Origin of the sequence: Spirabiliibacterium mucosae, assembly GCF_014884965.1 — a bacterium.
Taxonomy (GTDB): Bacteria; Pseudomonadota; Gammaproteobacteria; order Enterobacterales; family Pasteurellaceae; genus Spirabiliibacterium; species Spirabiliibacterium mucosae.
In genome coordinates, this window is the sequence record NZ_JABTBO010000015.1 from 34,640 (window position 1) to 51,656 (window position 17,017).

General features: G+C 54.7%; 19 protein-coding genes. 11 read left to right on the forward strand and 8 right to left on the reverse strand.

Features of this window, described 5'->3' with window-relative positions; translation table 11 throughout:
- Nucleotides 1–11: 11 nt before the first annotated feature.
- From HPC37_RS06965 to HPC37_RS06980, 4 genes are read right to left on the reverse strand one after another with little or no spacing between them, the layout of a single operon-like run.
- On the reverse strand, nucleotides 12–380 hold the full coding sequence (locus HPC37_RS06965) for a DUF2620 domain-containing protein (RefSeq protein ID WP_235961528.1): 369 nt from the start codon (nucleotides 378–380) through the stop codon (nucleotides 12–14).
- A 3-nt stretch (nucleotides 381–383) separates the two neighbouring features.
- Entirely contained in the window at nucleotides 384–1,604 is a 1,221-nt protein-coding gene (locus tag HPC37_RS06970; protein WP_208122446.1) for a phosphopentomutase, read from the reverse strand.
- Nucleotides 1,601–2,752 (reverse strand): alanine racemase, encoded by a 1,152-nt coding sequence (locus HPC37_RS06975; RefSeq protein ID WP_208122447.1) that lies wholly within the window; start codon nucleotides 2,750–2,752, stop codon nucleotides 1,601–1,603. Before HPC37_RS06975 ends, HPC37_RS06970 begins: the two co-directional genes overlap by 4 nt.
- The gene (locus tag HPC37_RS06980; protein ID WP_208122448.1) at nucleotides 2,742–3,131 is read right to left on the reverse strand and encodes a PRD domain-containing protein; all 390 of its coding nucleotides are present in this window, start codon (nucleotides 3,129–3,131) and stop codon (nucleotides 2,742–2,744) included. Before HPC37_RS06980 ends, HPC37_RS06975 begins: the two co-directional genes overlap by 11 nt.
- 193 nt (nucleotides 3,132–3,324) lie before the next feature.
- Here HPC37_RS06980 and HPC37_RS06985 point away from each other — a divergent pair, with 193 nt between their 5' ends.
- From HPC37_RS06985 to rpoH, 5 genes are all read left to right on the forward strand, one after another.
- Entirely contained in the window at nucleotides 3,325–4,269 is a 945-nt protein-coding gene (locus HPC37_RS06985) for an NADP-dependent oxidoreductase (protein ID WP_208122449.1), read from the forward strand.
- Nucleotides 4,270–4,277: 8 nt separating this feature from the next.
- Complete coding sequence (locus tag HPC37_RS06990; RefSeq protein ID WP_208122450.1) at nucleotides 4,278–4,901, forward strand: beta-phosphoglucomutase family hydrolase; 624 nt, start codon at nucleotides 4,278–4,280, stop codon at nucleotides 4,899–4,901.
- Between the two features lie 182 nt (nucleotides 4,902–5,083).
- Nucleotides 5,084–5,590 (forward strand): S-ribosylhomocysteine lyase, encoded by a 507-nt coding sequence (gene luxS / locus HPC37_RS06995; protein ID WP_208122451.1) that lies wholly within the window; start codon nucleotides 5,084–5,086, stop codon nucleotides 5,588–5,590.
- 44 nt (nucleotides 5,591–5,634) lie between these two features.
- Nucleotides 5,635–6,816 (forward strand): formate-dependent phosphoribosylglycinamide formyltransferase, encoded by a 1,182-nt coding sequence (gene purT, locus HPC37_RS07000; protein WP_208122452.1) that lies wholly within the window; start codon nucleotides 5,635–5,637, stop codon nucleotides 6,814–6,816.
- Between the two features lie 161 nt (nucleotides 6,817–6,977).
- Complete coding sequence (rpoH, locus tag HPC37_RS07005) at nucleotides 6,978–7,823, forward strand: RNA polymerase sigma factor RpoH (RefSeq protein ID WP_208122453.1); 846 nt, start codon at nucleotides 6,978–6,980, stop codon at nucleotides 7,821–7,823.
- A gap of 43 nt (nucleotides 7,824–7,866) precedes the next feature.
- Here the strand turns inward: rpoH and ubiA are convergent, their stop codons facing one another.
- Nucleotides 7,867–8,733 carry a 4-hydroxybenzoate octaprenyltransferase gene (gene ubiA / locus HPC37_RS07010; protein ID WP_208122454.1) on the reverse strand — a complete coding sequence of 289 codons (867 nt, stop codon included), beginning with the start codon at nucleotides 8,731–8,733 and terminating at the stop codon, nucleotides 7,867–7,869.
- 61 nt (nucleotides 8,734–8,794) lie between these two features.
- Nucleotides 8,795–9,643, reverse strand: coding sequence for a rhomboid family intramembrane serine protease (locus HPC37_RS07015; protein WP_208122455.1), 849 nt, complete (start codon nucleotides 9,641–9,643; stop codon nucleotides 8,795–8,797).
- Between the two features lie 73 nt (nucleotides 9,644–9,716).
- Here HPC37_RS07015 and HPC37_RS07020 point away from each other — a divergent pair, with 73 nt between their 5' ends.
- Nucleotides 9,717–9,995 carry a DUF5389 family protein gene (locus HPC37_RS07020; protein ID WP_208122456.1) on the forward strand — a complete coding sequence of 93 codons (279 nt, stop codon included), beginning with the start codon at nucleotides 9,717–9,719 and terminating at the stop codon, nucleotides 9,993–9,995.
- Here the strand turns inward: HPC37_RS07020 and glpE are convergent.
- Entirely contained in the window at nucleotides 9,970–10,308 is a 339-nt protein-coding gene (glpE, locus tag HPC37_RS07025; RefSeq protein WP_208122457.1) for a thiosulfate sulfurtransferase GlpE, read from the reverse strand. The two genes, HPC37_RS07020 and glpE, sit on opposite strands and share 26 nt — an antisense overlap.
- On the reverse strand, nucleotides 10,305–11,180 hold the full coding sequence (locus HPC37_RS07030) for a DMT family transporter (RefSeq protein WP_208122458.1): 876 nt from the start codon (nucleotides 11,178–11,180) through the stop codon (nucleotides 10,305–10,307). Before HPC37_RS07030 ends, glpE begins: the two co-directional genes overlap by 4 nt.
- A 108-nt stretch (nucleotides 11,181–11,288) precedes the next feature.
- On the opposite strand from HPC37_RS07030, the gene HPC37_RS07035 reads away from it, so the two are divergent.
- From HPC37_RS07035 to fruA, 5 genes are all read left to right on the forward strand, one after another.
- Complete coding sequence (locus HPC37_RS07035; RefSeq protein WP_208122459.1) at nucleotides 11,289–11,831, forward strand: hypothetical protein; 543 nt, start codon at nucleotides 11,289–11,291, stop codon at nucleotides 11,829–11,831.
- Nucleotides 11,832–11,960: 129 nt separating this feature from the next.
- The gene (locus HPC37_RS07040) at nucleotides 11,961–12,785 is read left to right on the forward strand and encodes an endonuclease/exonuclease/phosphatase family protein (RefSeq protein WP_208122460.1); all 825 of its coding nucleotides are present in this window, start codon (nucleotides 11,961–11,963) and stop codon (nucleotides 12,783–12,785) included.
- 175 nt (nucleotides 12,786–12,960) lie between these two features.
- Nucleotides 12,961–14,112 (forward strand): fused PTS fructose transporter subunit IIA/HPr protein, encoded by a 1,152-nt coding sequence (gene fruB / locus HPC37_RS07045; RefSeq protein WP_208122461.1) that lies wholly within the window; start codon nucleotides 12,961–12,963, stop codon nucleotides 14,110–14,112.
- 1 nt (nucleotide 14,113) lies between these two features.
- Complete coding sequence (pfkB, locus tag HPC37_RS07050) at nucleotides 14,114–15,052, forward strand: 1-phosphofructokinase (RefSeq protein ID WP_208122462.1); 939 nt, start codon at nucleotides 14,114–14,116, stop codon at nucleotides 15,050–15,052.
- Nucleotide 15,053: 1 nt separating this feature from the next.
- The gene (gene fruA, locus HPC37_RS07055; RefSeq protein ID WP_208122463.1) at nucleotides 15,054–16,712 is read left to right on the forward strand and encodes a PTS fructose transporter subunit IIBC; all 1,659 of its coding nucleotides are present in this window, start codon (nucleotides 15,054–15,056) and stop codon (nucleotides 16,710–16,712) included.
- The last annotated feature ends 305 nt before the right edge of the window (nucleotides 16,713–17,017 follow it).

Consider the following 17,017-nt stretch of genomic DNA (forward strand, 5'->3'; position numbering starts at 1 on the left):
TGTTGCCGAAGTTATTCGTTAATGATGAGCCGCACCAGCGTTGGCACCACTTTGTCGATGTCTTGGCCGGTGAAGCCAAAGGCTTTTTTGCCTGCGCGCACTTGTGCGGCAATCTCGTCATCGCTGAGCAATTTGCCGGGCATGCCGATGGTGGCGCATTGGTCTGCACCAAGCAGGGCAATGGCCATGGCCAGCGCGCCACCGCCGCCGGTGTTGCAGGCACCAAAGTAATAATCGGCCTCGCCTGATTTCACCGCCATGGCCGCTTCAATGTCGCTTTTTTGCGAAATCTGCGCCACCACACTGTGCTGCCGAAAGGCGGCGTCCAACTGCTTGGCCAGATGATCTTTTTCAATTTGTCCGCCAACAACAATGCGCATAATTCACTCCTTTAGTCCGATTAATGATAAAAACGACGCCCCGCTTTGTGGCGCGCGGGCGTTGAAAAAGGCACACGCACTTGCGCCCACATCGGCCAGCGTGGTGCGTTGGCCAAGGGGGGTTAAAGTGCGGTTTGGGTGATAAACGAGCAGCGGCACCTGCTCGCGGGTGTGCTTGCTGTGCCCAATGGTCGGGTCGTTGCCGTGATCAGCCATCACGACCAGCACGTCGTGGGCGCCCATCGCCGCCAAAATCTGGCCTAAATAGTCGTCCACCAGTGTTAGCCGCTCGGCATAGCGCGCCACATCTTGGGCGTGGCCGGCGAGATCCGTTTCTTGAATATTGGTGCAAATAAAGGCCGATTGCGGCATCTTCACGTGTTTTAGCGTCAAATCGAGGATCGTTTGGCTGTCGACCAACTTTTGGTAATTGGTGCCGTGCGGGTTGGCGACAATGTCCGCCACCTTTCCCACCAGCACTGTTTCAATGCCGGCATCAAACAAGCACGCTGGCGCTTGGGTGTTGGCATCCACCCCATAGCCCATATGTACCACTTGAAAGCCTGCGTCATAGGCGCCCGATTTTGGCGCGTTGATGCCGACAAATTTGCCTTGCTTGACCTCAAGGGCGGCGAGGATCTTCTCGCGCGTGGTCAAGCCACCAAAGGCGATCACTCGTCCAACTTTGGCAATCTCGCGCACGATTTGCCCAACCTGGCACACGGTGTCAAAGCTGACCGCACTTAAGTTGCCGGTGATGTTGTACACCTGCCCCAAATCGGCCTCGAGGTTGTCGCCAATGGCGATGTTGTCGTTAACCCACAACCAGTGCAAACCGCACGCCGTGCTTTTGCGCTCAACGGCAAAGCCCGCTTGTAAAAGTGCGGTTTCCACCTGCGGCAAAATGGCGGAAAACGGCATCACCAGTGGCGATTTCGGGCGCGTGCCCATGATCTCTTGATGCCCCATAAAGGTGTCGCCCCCTTCGTGGGCTAAAAGTGCGGTGCCGAAAATCGCGTTGTCGGACAGCGCCATAGCGTTATAAGGCTGGCCTAGCACATTCATCAGCCCCAGCTTCGCCAAATTGGGCAGGTGCAAGTGCTGTTGCGCTTGCAAAATGTGCACGCAGGTGTTGGCGCCCACATCTTGTGGGCGCACCTCGGCGACATCGGGCATTTCGCCCACGCCAAAACTGTCTATCACAATCACGATAAACTTTTTCATGCCTTTATCCTTGGTTTCGGGTTGCCGAGGCTGTCAAAAAGCCCGACCAGCGCACGCTCAACCGACTGCGTGCTATCCACAATCGCCACATCACTGCGGGTGGTGAAAATTTGGGTGCGAAAACACATCACCACCGGCGCACCAACAGCAAAAGTGCCCTCGAGTGTGAAGGTGTAATCAATGCTGCTGTCATCAACGGGCAATACGCGCGCAGGCACTAACGCATCGCCCACCAGCGCGTTGTGCAAATGCCCACGGCGGTAATAGCCGCCGCCAAAGCAGTAACTGTGCTCGCCCACAGTGTGGGAGATTTCACTGACATACACCATCGCGATGCGCTCAGGCGTTTGCCCTGTTGTGTTGGCAGGCGTGGTGCCGGTGAGCGCATGGCCTGGCTCACCGTGAGTTGTGCCAAGTTGTGAGAGCAGCGGCAAGCTTTCACAGCAAGTGAGCGACGGCGCGTTGATATGGCGCACGTTCACGCCCAGCTCGCGCAATGTCGTAACCGTTGCCATCAACGTGTGGGCATTAGGTGTTAGCGCGATGTTGCCGTCAAACAAACAACACGGGAAGTGGGTCGCCCCCACAATCTCGACGCCGCTGAGTTGTTGCACCTCGCGCACCATCGGCTCAAGGCTGTCAAAGGCAAAGCCGCCAGCTTGGCCAGGATAGATGTGATCGCCTGGGGCGTATACTTTGAGCAAAATCGGCTGCACGATGCCCAATTGCTCGGCGCAGCGGCTGATGTGTTGAGCTTTTTCAAGGCTATAGACCGTCACCACCTCAGGGCGGGCGCGTAAAAGTGCTGTCAACGCCTGCTGCGGTGGCTGCACCAAATGGCCGATGTGCGCCACGGGTAGGTTGTGGCGCAGGTAATGCAGCGCTTCTTTGTAATCCACCGCCACAAGGCCGGCCAGACCGCACTTGAGGATTTCTGCGCATAATAGCGGGTTGCGGCCAAATTGCTTGCCCATCACATAAAGCGACAAGCCCAGCGGCGCGGCGCGGGCTTGCATTTTGCGCGCGTTGTCCAACACCGTTGGCAAATCAATCACATAGGTGTCGGGCAAAATCTCCCCGCGCTGGTGCAACTCAAGGCTGAGTGCCAGCAAGCGCGGATTTTGCGCGCGCAAGGCGTCAATGAACACGATTGACCTCGTCAATCAAGTGCGGTTGCGCGTCGCACAACGCGCCAAGGCCGGCCCACAGATAGCTGCGTTCGGCTTGGCTAAGTTGGGTTTGGCATTGGTTGAGCAGCGACTGGCTGAGCTTTTCCACCTGCATAAAGTGCGGTTCTTGCTGCAGCTCGCTGAGCAGCTCTTCGTCAAGCGGCTCGTCGAGCGCCTGGCCTTGCTGGGCGCGCTCAAGGGCCATGGCAATGTGGGTGACAAGCATCACCACTTGCTCTTGCTCGGTGTCTACGTGCCATTTTTGCAAGGTGGCGATCACATTATGGATATCATTCACCGTCACGTCACTAATGGCGCCGGATTGCGCTAATAACTCAATGCGTTGGTCTAAATTCACAACTGACTCCTAAAACTAAAACCACTTTTTATAAATGTAGCTATGAACATAGTGCAAAGTGCGGTTTGAGGCAATTTTTTCGCCCAAATTTGCAAGGCGCATCACAAAAAAGCTTTTTTGTCAGGGCGAATTTGATATCCTAAGCAGCAGGATTGATGAATTTTTGACAAACAGGACAAACAGAGGAGAGCCCATGGGCGAGTGTGAAAACTATGGTGTGACAATTTCTCGCTTTGGTGATGTGGATGTGCTGGATGTGGCACAAAGCCTGCCGACACCTGAGATTGGCGATAACGACATTTTACTGGAAGTGGCCTTTGCTGGCGTCAACCCAGTGGATTACAAAACCCGCCAAGGCCTAGGCTGGGGCGCGGAGAAGTTTAAAAGCCAATTCCCGGCCGTGCTGGGGTTTGACATGGCAGGCGTGGTGGCTAAAGCGGGCGCCAACAGCGGCTTTGCGGTCGGTGAGCGGGTGGCGGCGCTGAGCTTTGACGGCGGTGGTTACAGCCGCTATGCCAAAGTGGATGCCGCCTTGGTGGCGCGGTTGCCGGAGAATGTCAGCATGCAACAAGCCGCCGCCTTGCCAACGGTGGGCGTGACGGCGTATCAAATCATCAAGCAAGCTAAATTGCAAGCCGGCCAAAAAGTGATGCTTTCCGCACCCGCCGGCGGCGTGGGGCACATTTTGCTGCAACTGCTCAAACAGCACGATGTGGAGATTGTCGCTATTTGCTCAAGCGCGAAAAAAGCCTGGGTTGAAGCGCAAGGCGTGAGTGAGGTGGTGGATTACACCGCCATCACCACCTTCCCTGATGTGCAAGCCGATCTCTTCATTGACCTCGTCGGTGGCGACAGTGGCGTGCAGGCGCTGGCAGGCGTGAAAGCAGGTGGGCGAGTGATTTGCGTGCCGAGCATTCATGTGCCGTTGCTGCAAGAGGCAGGCGATGCGCGCGGCTTGCAGGTGGAAAAAATCCTCGCCACCCCTAATGCGGCGGATTTGACCGCACTTTTAGCGATGATCAGTAATAAAACGTTGCAAGTGGACATCGCCGCGATTTTTGCCTGGCATGATCTCGCCATTGCCCATCAGCAGCTGGAAACCGGCCGCACCCAGGGCAAACTGATTATTGCATTGTAAGGAGCATTATGAGCGTTTCACACATTGACCCGCACCAGTTTGAGGGCTTTGCGGGGTTGATTTTCGACATGGACGGCACCTTGATCGACACCCTCGCGGCGCACAAACGCGCGTGGCTTGAAATGGGGCAGGAATACGGCTACGACTTTGACCCGCAGCTGATGGTGGCACTCACCGGCTCCACCACCTACAACATCGCGCAGGCCATGATGGAAAAGGCGGGCATGCCGCTTACTTATCTCGAAGAAGTGGTGCAGCGCAAGCGCGATCTCGGCGCGCAATACATGGCCGAAAGTGCGGTGCTGCTGCCGGCCTTTGAGGTGGCGCAGTTTTATCACGGCAAAAAGCCGCTGGCCCTTGGCACCGGCGCCCATCGTCAAATTGTCGACACGCTTTTTGCCCAGTTTGACCTCGCGCACTTGTTTGATGTGGTGGTCACCAGTGATGATGTCGCCAACCACAAGCCGCACCCAGATACATTTTTGCAATGTGCCAAAGGCCTTGGGCTTGCGCCTTGTGATTGTGTGGTGTTTGAAGACGGCGATTACGGCGTGCAAGCGGCGCTGGCGGGCAATATGGCGGTGTTTGACGTGCGCACAGGTGCGCTTTCTCGCGGTGCTTTAGGTGGCTAACATTTAGTGTTATACTGCTTTTGCCTAGCAACAGGCAAAAAAATGCCCCCAAGTTGTGGGGGCGAAATAACCTAAGGAACCAACTTTATTATAGAAAAAAACTGCAAGTTGCTTGTATAGTCAGACACAGCGTTGCGAAGAAAGTTCCGAAAAAAGTAAAAAAAATTTATCAAGGAAAAACCATGCCATTATTAGACAGTTTTACCGTTGATCACACCAAGATGAATGCCCCCGCCGTGCGCGTGGCCAAAACCATGCAAACGCCCAAAGGCGACGACATCACCGTTTTTGACCTGCGCTTTTGCCGTCCGAATATTGAAATCATGCCGATGAAAGGCGTGCACACGCTCGAGCACTTGTTTGCTGGCTTCATGCGCGATCACCTCAATTCAGACGCGGTTGAAATCATTGATATTTCACCGATGGGCTGCCGCACCGGGTTTTACATGAGCGTGATTGGCCGGCCTGATGAAAGTGCGGTCGCGCAAGCGTGGCTGGCGGCAATGGAGGATGTGCTCAAGGTACAATCGCAAAATGACATCCCAGAGCTGAACAAATACCAATGCGGCACCTACACCGACCACTCGCTGGAAGAGGCGCAAGACATCGCGCGCCACATTCTTGAGCGCGGCGTGGGCGTGAACAAAAACGACGAGCTCACCCTTGACCCAAGCTTTTTAAACAACTGATTCAAACCGAGCGCGCGCTCGGTTTTTCTTTGCAAGGAGATTCTATGACCACCCTCGGCACCCCGTTAACCTTAAACGCCACCAAAGTGATGCTGCTCGGCTCAGGCGAGCTGGGCAAAGAAGTGGTGATTGAGCTCCAACGCCTCGGCGTGGAGGTGATCGCCGTTGACCGCTACGACAACGCCCCCGCGCAGCAAGTGGCGCACCGTGCTTATACGATTTCGATGCTCGACGGCGAGGCGCTCAAAGCGCTGGTGGAAGACGAGCAGCCCGATTACATCGTGCCCGAGGTGGAGGCGATTGCCACCGACACCTTGCTTGAGCTCGAGCGCGCGGGCTTTAACGTGATCCCAACGGCCAATGCCACCAAACTGACCATGAACCGCGAAGGCATCCGCCGCCTCGCCTCTGAAGAGCTGGGGCTGCCAACCTCGCCTTATCGCTTTGTTGACAACATGGATGATTTTAAAAGTGCGGTCAACGAGATTGGCCTGCCGTGTGTGGTTAAGCCGATTATGAGCTCTTCCGGCCACGGGCAAAGCGTGCTGAAAAGCGAGCAAGATTTGATGCAAGCGTGGGAATACGCCCAATCGGGCGGGCGCGCTGGCGGCGGGCGCGTGATTGTGGAGGGCTTTGTGGCGTTTGATTATGAAATCACGCTGCTGACCGTGCGCCACATTGGCGGCACCTCGTTTTTAGCACCGATCGGCCATCGCCAAGAGCAAGGCGATTATCGCGAATCATGGCAGCCGCAGGCGATGAGTGAAACCGCACTTTTACAAGCGCAAAACATCGCTGAGAAAATCACCAGCGCACTCGGTGGGCGCGGCATTTTTGGCGTTGAGCTGTTTGTGCGCGGTGATGAGGTGATCTTCAACGAAGTCTCACCACGCCCGCATGATACGGGCATGGTGACATTAATCTCACAACCGCTGTCTGAGTTTGCCCTGCACGCCCGCGCCATTCTCGGCTTGCCGATTCCCGAAATTGAGCAGCTGTCACCGGCTGCCTCACGCGCGATTGTGGTGGAGGGGCAGTCTGACAACGTGCGCTTTGGCAACCTCAATGATGTGCTCGATGAGCCCAAAGTGGACATTCGCTTGTTCGGCAAAGGCGAGGTTAACGGCCACCGCCGTTTGGGTGTGATTTTAGCCCGTGATGACAGCGTTGAGCTCGCGCGCGAGAAGGCCCAGCGTGCATTAGATAAGCTGGAAATTACGCTCTAAGTGAACACTCACTAACTGCGTAAAATTTAACCGATTGCGCGAACTTTTTATTATTTTTTGCGTCTAAATTAATACGAATTCGAGCCACCGTCACATTGAGCGGTTTTACAACCGCGCTAAGTGTGATATAAATACAGGTTCATAACTTAAGGAAGAATGCAATGAATAAAGAAATGCAAACCATGATGCTTGTCCCGCAAGGTAGCCTTGAGGGCTACATTCGCGCTGCCAACGAGTATCCGATGCTCAGCGCAGAAGAAGAAAAAGCGTTGGCAGAACGTTTGTATTACCATGAAGATTTAGACGCGGCCAAGCAATTGATTCTCTCGCACTTGCGCTTTGTGATTCACGTTGCGCGGGGCTATGCCGGCTACGGCTTGCCACAGGCGGATTTGATTCAAGAGGGCAACATCGGCTTGATGAAAGCCGTGCGTCGCTTCAACCCAGAAGTGGGCGTGCGCTTGGTGTCATTCGCCGTGCATTGGGTGAAAGCGGAAATTCACGAATACGTGCTGCGCAACTGGCGCATCGTGAAGGTCGCCACCACCAAAGCTCAACGCAAATTGTTCTTCAACTTGCGCAAAACCAAACAACGCTTTGGCTGGTTCAACGAAAGCGAAGTGGCCATGGTGGCCGACGAGCTGGGCGTGTCAGTTGATGACGTCAAAGAGATGGAATCCCGCATGAGCGGGCAAGACATGGCCTTTGATTTGCCAGTGGATGACGCTGAAGAAAGCTACAGCCCAGCGCTCTATTTAGAAGACAAATCGTCTGACTTTGCCGCCGAGCTGGAAAGCGAAAACTACGAAGAGCAAGCCTCCGAGCAGCTAAGCATCGCCTTGGAAGGCTTGGATGAGCGCAGTTTAGACATCATCCGCTCACGCTGGCTAGATGAAAACAAAGCCACCTTGCAAGACTTGGCGGCCAAATACAACATCTCCGCCGAACGCGTGCGCCAGTTGGAAACCAACGCTTTGAAAAAACTCAAAGGCGCCGTGAGTTTCTAACAATTCCAACATCCCAAAAAAGCTGAGCACCCGCTCAGCTTTTTTATCCAATAAAAACCCCCGCGCAAATGGCGAGAAAGAAGGTGAGGCCGACGTAGTTGTTGTTTAAAAAGGCGTTAAAGCAGGCCATGCGTTCGCGGTTGTGGGTGAGGCGCGCTTGGTAGATGAAAAGTGCGGTTGGCAGGATTAATAATACATAAAACAGCCAGTGCAGCTCGGTCAGTGCGCCGATGGCGATAAAAAGCGCGACGGTGCCGGCTTGCAGGGCGGCAATGATTTTGTTGTCGTATTGCGCGAATAAAATGGCGGTGGATTTCACGCCGATGCGCAAATCATCGTCGCGATCAACCATTGCGTATTGGGTGTCGTAGGCCACTGTCCACAAAATATTGGCGATAAACAGCAGCCAGCAGGCCAGCGGCAGGGCGTTGCTCACCGCGGCGTAAGCCATCGGGATAGACCAGCCGAAAGCGGCGCCGAGGACAAACTGCGGCAGGTGAGTGTAGCGCTTCATAAACGGGTAGATAAACGCCAGCGCAATGGCGATAAACGACAGCCCAATGGCGTAGCGGTTGAGGGTGAGCACCAGCAAAAAAGCCAGCAGCGAGAGCGCAACAAAGAGCCATTTGGCCTCGCGCGCGGTCACTTCCCCCGTGGCCAGTGGGCGAAGTGCGGTGCGCTTGACGCTGCCGTCAAAGTTCCGATCGGCGTAGTCGTTAATCACGCATCCCGCCGCGCGCATCAAAAACACGCCGAGGGTGAACACCACCAACAGTTTGCCTTCAGGCAGGCCGCGGCTGGCGAGCACCAGCGCCCACAGCGTTGGCCACAGCAACAGCAGCGTGCCAATCGGGCGGTCAATGCGCATTAAGCGTGCGTAGGCAGAGAGTTTTTGCGTGTTTAAGGCCATGGGTTTCATTCGTGGTGACAGATAGCACTATTTTACACAAAAGTGCGGTTAAAAGCAGTGCTCATGAGGCAATTTCTGCACGTTTACAATCGATTATACCTGAGAGCACACCCACCACGAGGCCGGCAATGTGCGCAGCGTTGCCCACCTGCGCGCCATACAAGGGGCCGGCAAAGCCCAGCACAATGCCAACCACAATCATGTAGACAAAGCCGCTTGGGAGATTAAACCGCTTGAGCGGGTCAAGGCGGTGGCAGGTGTAAATATACCCCAGCACGCCATACACCACGCCCGAAAGCCCAAAAAACGCCGCGCCCGAGAAGGCATTTTGCACAATGCCAGAGATCAACGCGCAGCTTAAAAACAGCTGGATAATCTTGCCGCCACCGCACTTTTGCTCAATCCGGCTGGCAAAAATCAGCCACCAGGTGAGGTTGAAGGCAATGTGGCTAAACGATAAATGCACCAGCGCGTGGCTGACAAACCGCCACACCTCGCCGTATTGCCCTGCTTCAGGGAAGTGCAGCGCCAAAAATAACTCACGCTCGCCGATGAAAAACGACAGCGCATAGATAATAATACAAAGTGCGGTGACAAGTGCGGTCATCGGCGCGCTTTTCAGCCACGCGATGGCACCTTGGGGTGAAACGGCCGGCAACTGCTCGGCGGCTTCCATCTTGCCTTGTGCCCAGCTGGCTTGCACAAATTGTGCGTCGTCTGGGTTTTGTACAAAGGCTTGCACGGCGGCGTCAAGCTGCGCGCGCAATGCGTCGTTGAGTAGCGCGGGGCAGCGCACCTCAAAGTGCGGTTCAACGGCCACCACCTCTAAGGTCAGGCCAAATTGTGCTTTGGCGTAATCCCGAAAGCGTAGCGCCAAGGCGTGGCTGGCGGTGGTCAGCAAGGTTTGCATAATCTCTCCTCAAATGCGATCATGGCGTTATACTACAATGTCTAACCGTGAATCAAAAGCAAAAGGAGTGCCTGTGGCGTTTAAAACCGCACTTTGGGTCTTGGCAGCCCCGATTATTTTATGGCCGTTTGCGCTGTTACTCTCACCTTATGTGGGCGACTCGCCTGCGCTCACCGCCACCCAAGCCAATGGCGTAGCCACTTTGATGTGGGCTTATCCGCTCGCCATTGCGTTGATGATCGCGCTGCTGCGCTGGGTCTACCCTCGTGCGGCACGCGTGGCGTGGGGGCTGGCTGCGCTGGCGATAGCAGTGGTTTATTGGCAAGTTATCGCGATTGCGTATCTGTTTTAACGGGCAGGCCCGCCGCCTGCCAGCCTTCAAAGCCGCCCTCAACGCTGAACACCTGCTCAAAGCCCAGGTTGGCAAGATAATGCCCCGCGCTGATGCTGGAAATGCCGTGGTAACACATCACCAAAACGGGCTGATCAAAATCCAGCGCATTGAGCAATTCGTGCAAGTTGGCGTTGCTCAAATGTTGCGCGCCCGTGGCGTGGCTGGCAGCGAAATGCGCGCCATCGCGAATGTCGAATAACACGGCGTCATCATGCGCTTGCAGCATGGCATAGGCATCGCGTGCCGAAATCGGGGTGATGGTGTCGCTCATGCAGCCTCCTTACGCGCGGCGTGGCGGTTGAGTAAAAACATGCCGTAGCCGGAGATAAAAATCAAAATATACCCCAGCCAGCTGGCCCAGTCGGGCATTTCGTTGAATAAAAAGACACTAAATAGCGCGGCGAAAATCACCGAGGTGTAGGAATAAATCGACACCTCTTTGGCGCTGGCAAAGCGGTATGCCAGCGTGATGCCAAATTGCCCAAAGGTGGCCGCCACGCCGGAGCCGATTAAAAACAGCAATTGCGCGCCACTCATCGGCTCGTAGACAAACAACAGTGGCGGCAGCAGCGCCACGGTGGAAAAAAACGAGAAGAAAAACACAATGGTGTAAGACGACTCAGCCACCTTACTTAGCGCCAGCACGCGCAGCATCAAATAGGCGCCGGCGGCGGTAATTGCGCCCCCGAGGGCGACTAAATACGGGAAAAGTGCGGTTTCAAAACTCGGCTTGATGATGAGCATCAGCCCCACAAACGCCAAGGTGCAAAAGGCGATTTGCTTGGGCGTGACGCGCTCTTGCAAAAAAATCGCGGAGAGCACAATCAAAATAAACGGCGAGAGTTTCATGATCATATCCGCGTCGCTGAGCACGAGGTGATCGATCGAATAAAAGCTCATCAAAATGCCACTGAGGCCGAAAATGGAGCGCCAAATCAGCGTTTTGCGGTTAGCGCGCGCGGCGAAAAACCGCACTTGATGGCGCCACACCAAAAAGCCACTGAGCGCGGCGGCAATGGCGTTGCGGAAGATCGATTTTTGCACCACAGGCAGCTCGCCTGAGAGTTTCAAGCACACCCCCATCACGGTGAACGCCAGCGCCGAGATGAGCATGGCCAAAATGCCTTTGCTTAAGTTGGACATAGTCTTGTGAAAAATAAAACTACGTTACCCACTTTTGGGCAAAATAGCAAGCCACTTGAGTTGCGCCAAGCCTGTGGTATAGTGAACGAAACATCAAAGGAGAAACGTATGATGAAACACAAACTTGTCGCACTGAGTGCAGTGCTGACGTTAAGCGGCTGTAGCCTGTTTACAAACGATGCGGTGATTGACCTGCCCGCCGGCGAGCGCGACACGCCGTCGTATATGATTGGCTATCAAACCGCGACCCAAACCTACCACGGCACCATCGACCGACAATACGACGTGGATGAGTTCACCCGCGGCGTGCAGGCGTGGTATCGCGGTGACGTTAAAGAGCCGCTGGAGAGCCTGCGCCAAAAACTCTACAACAAATTGCAAGACAGCAACGTCTATGAATTCCGCAAAGGTGCGGTGTTTGCCGGCGACGTGCAAAACAACTTAAGCCAATTCAGCCCAGGCTGCTGGGCCAAGCTCAACAAACCGAGCATCACCCAAGGCATCTATGACGCGATGCGCGACTTGCAAAAACAGCGCGTAACCTACAGCGAAGCGCAACTCAACCAAGGCTATGAAGCCTTCCTGCGCCTATGCCCACCAAAAACACAAAGTGCGGTCAAAACCAAAGCCAAACACAAAGGCAAAAAATAAAGTGTGATCAAGCTCAAGCTTTGGGTATTTTCTCACGGGGTTCGCTTGAACCCCGTTTTGTTTTGATAAACAATCCAGTAGGTTTTATTTCCTGATGTATTAACTGCTTTATTAAGCTATGGAGGATTTATGAAAAAAAGTTTACTCTTTGCCGCATTATTTGCTGGTTTTACCTCATACGCAATGGCGGGTGAACTTGTTTTGGCAAGCTATAACACTCATCACAGTGAAGGTGAGGATCAAGTGATTAATCCACAACGCATTGCCGAGGTTTTAGATAGTCTTGATGCGGATGTTATCGCCTTGCAAGAAATTGATATGGAAAATGGCAGAACGCATTTTTCTGATCAAGCCCGCTCTATTGCTTATTGGTTAAGTAAAGCTGAAAACGTGCCATGGAAATATGAAAATGCACCTGCGATTGATTTTGAAGAAGGAAAATACGGTAACGCGCTTTTGTATCGTTCCGACAAAGTGGATTTGAAAAATTTCAAAGCCATTGAATTGCCTGGCGCAAAAGACGGTGATGGCAAGCGTTCAGCGGGCATTGCGGAGTTTGTTGTTGATGGCAACAAAATTCAATTTGTAACCACCCACTTCACGCATAAAAATATTGATGTTGATGGCAAAACGTTGCAAATCAAAACATTCGAAGAATTGAATAAAAATCTTGCCTCTGGTTTGCCAACATTCATTGCTGCAGACTTTAATGCGACTGTTGATCCAGCCGCAGAACACAACGCCAGCACATTTGAAGCTATCAAAAAAGACGGCTGGCGAATTGACAGTGCGGTTGAAGGGCAATCAGTGCCAGAAGCCCCGCGCGTTATTGACTACATCATTAGTAAAAATGCCGACAAGTTTGTGGTTAAAGATAAAACCATTATCCACAACAAGTTAACCGATGTTGCATCTGACCATTATCCAATTAAAGTGGTCTATGATGTTAAATAAAGTGTGATCAAGCTCAAGCTTTGGGCATTTTCTCACGGGGTTCGCTTGAACCCCGTTTTGTTTTGGCGAATAATAAATCATCAACTTGCTTTTGGGGGACTGAAAGCAAAATTTTTACGTCAAAGGCTGAAACGTTTCAACATCTCAGCCGTCGGCAACAACAAAGGAGCAGACGATGTTTGAATTGCCAAAAGAGAATATCCACCTCAATGCCGCGGTGGAAACCAAAGCGCAAGCCATCGCCCGCGTGGCGCAGGCCCTCGAGGCAGGCGGCTATGTGAAGGCGGGCTACGAGCAGGGCATGCTCGCGCGCGAAGAGCAAACCTCCACTTTTTTGGGCAATGGCATTGCCATCCCGCACGGCACGCTTGACACCCGCGCGCTGGTGCAAAACACCGGCGTGCAGATCTTGCAAATCCCGCAGGGCGTGGATTGGGGCGAGGGCAATGTGGCGCACGTGGTGATTGGCATTGCTGCGCGCAGCGACGAACATTTGGCGCTGCTGCGCCAGCTCACTCATGTACTCAGCGATGAGGCCACCGCGGAAAAACTCGCCACGGTGGACGATGTTGATACCTTCCGCGCGCTGCTGATGGGTGAAAGCCAAAGTGCGGTTGACGCTGAGAGTTTGATCACCCTCGACGTGGACAGCGCTAGCTTACTGGCACTGGGCGCGCTCAATGCGGGCAATTTGCTGCAAAGTGGCGCGGTGGAAAATGCGTTTGTCACCCACAGTTTGAACCAACCCCCGCTGCCACTCGGTGACGGCGTGTGGCTGACCGACAGCGCGCAAGGCAACCGCGCCAATGCGATTGCGCTCGCGCGCGCCAAAACCGCCTTTGAGTACCACGGCCTGCGCGCGCAACTGCTGCTGAGCGTGGCCTGTGTGGATGACGCGTTAAACAGCGTGCTGGCGCGCTTGTTGCAAGCCGAGGTGCGCACGCAATTGCTGCAAGCGCAAAGTAAACGTGCGGTGCTGGCGATTTTGCACGGCCAAGCACAAGACAGCGCCACAAATGAAACCGAAAGCGCGGTATCCACCTTGCCGGCTGGCGCGGTGGAAGGCACCTTTGTGGTGAAAAACGAAAACGGCCTGCACGCTCGCCCAAGTGCGCTGTTGGTGCAGGTGGCGAAAAAATTTGCCAGCCAAATTCAAGTCGACAACCTCAGCCGCCAAACGCCAGCCGTGAGTGCGAAAAGCATGATGAAAGTGGTCTCCTTAGGTGCGACCAAAGGCCATCAACTGCACTTTGTGGCGCAAGGTGACGACGCCCAAGAGGCGATTGACGCCATTGGCCAGGCGATCGCCGACGGGCTGGGAGAGTGACATGAGCATTGCAACCATCACCCTCAACCCCGCCTTTGACTTGGTCGGCCGCGCGGGTGAAATCACCCTTGGGCGCGTCAACGAGGTGCAAACCCTCGGCGTTTACCCCGCTGGCAAAGGCATCAACGTGGCGAAAGTGCTCAGCGATTTAGGCGTGGAAAGTATTATCCTTGGCGGCTTTTTAGGCGAGGGTAATGCGGGCGCGTTTGAGCAGCACTTTGCCAAACTCAACGTGCTTGACCGTATGCAGCGCGTGGCGGGCAACACCCGCACCAACGTGAAACTCACCGCAGACCACGGCGAGGTGACCGACCTCAACTTTTCCGGCTTTGCGATAAGCCAAGCGCAATGGCAGCAATTTTGTGACGACAGTTTGAACTATCTGCGCGATGTGCAGCTCGTCGCCGTGTGTGGCAGCCTGCCGCGCGGTGTCAGCCCACAGATGTTTGCCCAGTGGCTTGACGCCGTTCGCACAACAGGTGCCAAAGTGGTGCTAGACACTAGCAAAGCGGCATTGCACGCCGGCCTTGGCGCCACGCCGTGGTTGGTGAAACCGAACGAACACGAACTTGCTGATTACCTTGGCAAGCCACTCAATAGCCAAGACGACATCATTGCCGCGGCGCAACAGCTGCGCGCGCAAGGGGTGGAAAACGTGGTGGTCTCCATGGGCGAGCACGGTGCGCTGTGGGTCAGCCAACACGGCGTGCTGCACGCCAAGCCCGTGGCGGGCATTGAGGTGGTCAGCACCGTCGGCGCGGGGGATTCGATGGTGGCGGGCTTTATTTATGGCTTAAGTCGCAACCTCGCGCCAGAGCAGGTGCTCGCCACCGCCAGTGCGCTGGGCACGCTCGCCGTGATGCAAGAAAACGTCGGTGTGGCTGAGCGCCACGCACTTGAGGCTATGATTGACAGAATAACGATTGAACAGGGGCAATAATATGCAAATTCAACTCATCGACAGCAGTGACTTTGGCGCTGCACGACAATTTTTATTACGCGAAGTGTTCACCGCCGCCGCCAAACACGCCGGCCACAGTGTGGTGACAGATAACGCTGATGTCTGCCTCGTGCTCGGCCAGCACGCGCTCAACCCAGCCGCCTTGGCAGGCCAAAACGTGGCGTTTTTAACACCAGACGACCTCAACGCGCCCGAGCAGCAACTGCAAAGCGCACTTGAGCGCGCCCGCACCTTTGAGGCACCGCGTGAAAACACAAGTGCGGTCAAAAAAATTGTGGCCGTGACCGCCTGCCCAACGGGTGTGGCGCACACGTTTATGTCAGCCGAGGCGATTGAAACCTACGCCAAAGCCCAAGGCTGGCAAGTAAAGGTGGAAACCCGCGGGCAAGTGGGCGCGGGCAACCAGATTAGCGAAGAGGAAGTGCGCGAAGCCGATTTGGTGTTTGTGGCTGCCGACATTGAAGTGGATTTAAGCAAATTCGACGGCAAATTGATGTATCGCACCTCAACGGGGCTGGCGCTGAAAAAAACGGCCGCCGAGTTTGACAAAGCCTGGCAAGAGGCGAGCATTTATCACGCCGAAGGGCAAAGTGCGGTCGCCAAAACCGAAAAAAGCGAGAAAAAGGGCATCTACAGCCACTTGATGACGGGCGTGTCGCATATGTTGCCGATGGTGGTGGCAGGTGGGTTAATCATCGCGCTGTCGTTCGTGTTCGGGATTGAGGCCTTCAAGCAAGAGGGCACACTGGCCGCGGCCTTGATGCAAATCGGTGGCGGCAGCGCCTTTGGCTTGATGATCCCCGTGCTTTCAGGCTACATCGCCTATTCTATCGCCGACCGCCCAGGGCTCACACCAGGCTTGGTGGGCGGCATGCTGGCCAGCTCACTTGGCGGAGGCTTTTTAGGCGGGATTATTTCAGGCTTTTTAGCCGGTTACATCGCCAAACTGATTGCTGATCACCTCAAATTGCCAGCCACCATGAGCGCGCTGAAACCGATTTTGATTATCCCGTTTCTCTCCACTTTGTTGGTGGGTTTGATTATGATTTACGTGGTTGGCAACCCCGTTGCGTGGATCATGAAAACCATGACCGACTTTTTAAGCGGCATGCAATCAGGCAGCGCGGTTGTGCTGGGCATTATCTTAGGCGCGATGATGTGCTTTGACATGGGCGGGCCGGTAAACAAAGCGGCCTACGCCTTTGGTGTCGGCCTGCTGGCGTCGTCATCCTACCTGCCAATGGCGGCGGTGATGGCCTCAGGCATGGTGCCAGCACTGGGCATGGGGATCGCGACTTTCTTGGCGCGCAAAAAATTCGCCGCCAACGAGCGCGAGGGTGGCAAGGCCTCGTTTGTGCTCGGATTGTGCTTTATCTCTGAAGGTGCGATTCCGTTCGCCGCGCGCGATCCAATGCGGGTGATCCCAAGCTGTATGGCCGGTGGTGCGTTAACTGGGGCGCTTTCAATGCTCTTTGGCGCGAAACTGATGGCTCCACACGGCGGTATTTTTGTGCTCGCGATTCCAGGGGCGATCCAGCCTGTGCTGTTGTATTTGGTTGCCATCGCAGCTGGCAGCATTTTAACCGGTGTGCTCTATGCGTTTATCAAACCAACAGAGCAGCAACTGGCGAATGCGTAAATAAGATAACCTTAAAACCGCACTTTAACGTGCGGTTTTTTTATGACGCACTTTTCACTTTCATGACTCCGTCATTTCATTTTTCTTTTTTTGTTCTCTTTCATGACTCCTTCATCACACTACGGTTTCGCCGTTTGAGCTGGCGCTCGGCGCGCGCTCTCATAACTCCGTTATCTCTATCGCAGTTCCGCCTGCGGCGGCTTAGGGGCTTGTTTGCGCAAGCCCCTAAGAACCCAACGCACCCCAGGTTCGCCGCTGGTCGTGCTGCGCTCCGTGGTTATTTAACCGTTCGAATTTTTAACTTG

Coding starts and splice junctions, on each gene's coding strand:
- ubiA (WP_208122454.1), bottom strand. CDS start 8,733: ATGGCCTTAAACACGCAAAAACTCTCTGCCTACGCACGCTTAATGCGC.
- HPC37_RS06970 (WP_208122446.1), bottom strand. CDS start 1,604: ATGAAAAAGTTTATCGTGATTGTGATAGACAGTTTTGGCGTGGGCGAA.
- HPC37_RS06985 (WP_208122449.1), top strand. CDS start 3,325: ATGGGCGAGTGTGAAAACTATGGTGTGACAATTTCTCGCTTTGGTGAT.
- HPC37_RS07035 (WP_208122459.1), top strand. CDS start 11,289: ATGATGAAACACAAACTTGTCGCACTGAGTGCAGTGCTGACGTTAAGC.
- luxS (WP_208122451.1), top strand. CDS start 5,084: ATGCCATTATTAGACAGTTTTACCGTTGATCACACCAAGATGAATGCC.
- purT (WP_208122452.1), top strand. CDS start 5,635: ATGACCACCCTCGGCACCCCGTTAACCTTAAACGCCACCAAAGTGATG.
- HPC37_RS07015 (WP_208122455.1), bottom strand. CDS start 9,643: ATGCAAACCTTGCTGACCACCGCCAGCCACGCCTTGGCGCTACGCTTT.
- pfkB (WP_208122462.1), top strand. CDS start 14,114: ATGAGCATTGCAACCATCACCCTCAACCCCGCCTTTGACTTGGTCGGC.
- HPC37_RS07030 (WP_208122458.1), bottom strand. CDS start 11,180: ATGTCCAACTTAAGCAAAGGCATTTTGGCCATGCTCATCTCGGCGCTG.
- HPC37_RS07040 (WP_208122460.1), top strand. CDS start 11,961: ATGAAAAAAAGTTTACTCTTTGCCGCATTATTTGCTGGTTTTACCTCA.
- glpE (WP_208122457.1), bottom strand. CDS start 10,308: ATGAGCGACACCATCACCCCGATTTCGGCACGCGATGCCTATGCCATG.
- HPC37_RS06990 (WP_208122450.1), top strand. CDS start 4,278: ATGAGCGTTTCACACATTGACCCGCACCAGTTTGAGGGCTTTGCGGGG.
- fruB (WP_208122461.1), top strand. CDS start 12,961: ATGTTTGAATTGCCAAAAGAGAATATCCACCTCAATGCCGCGGTGGAA.
- HPC37_RS06965 (WP_235961528.1), bottom strand. CDS start 380: ATGCGCATTGTTGTTGGCGGACAAATTGAAAAAGATCATCTGGCCAAG.
- rpoH (WP_208122453.1), top strand. CDS start 6,978: ATGAATAAAGAAATGCAAACCATGATGCTTGTCCCGCAAGGTAGCCTT.
- fruA (WP_208122463.1), top strand. CDS start 15,054: ATGCAAATTCAACTCATCGACAGCAGTGACTTTGGCGCTGCACGACAA.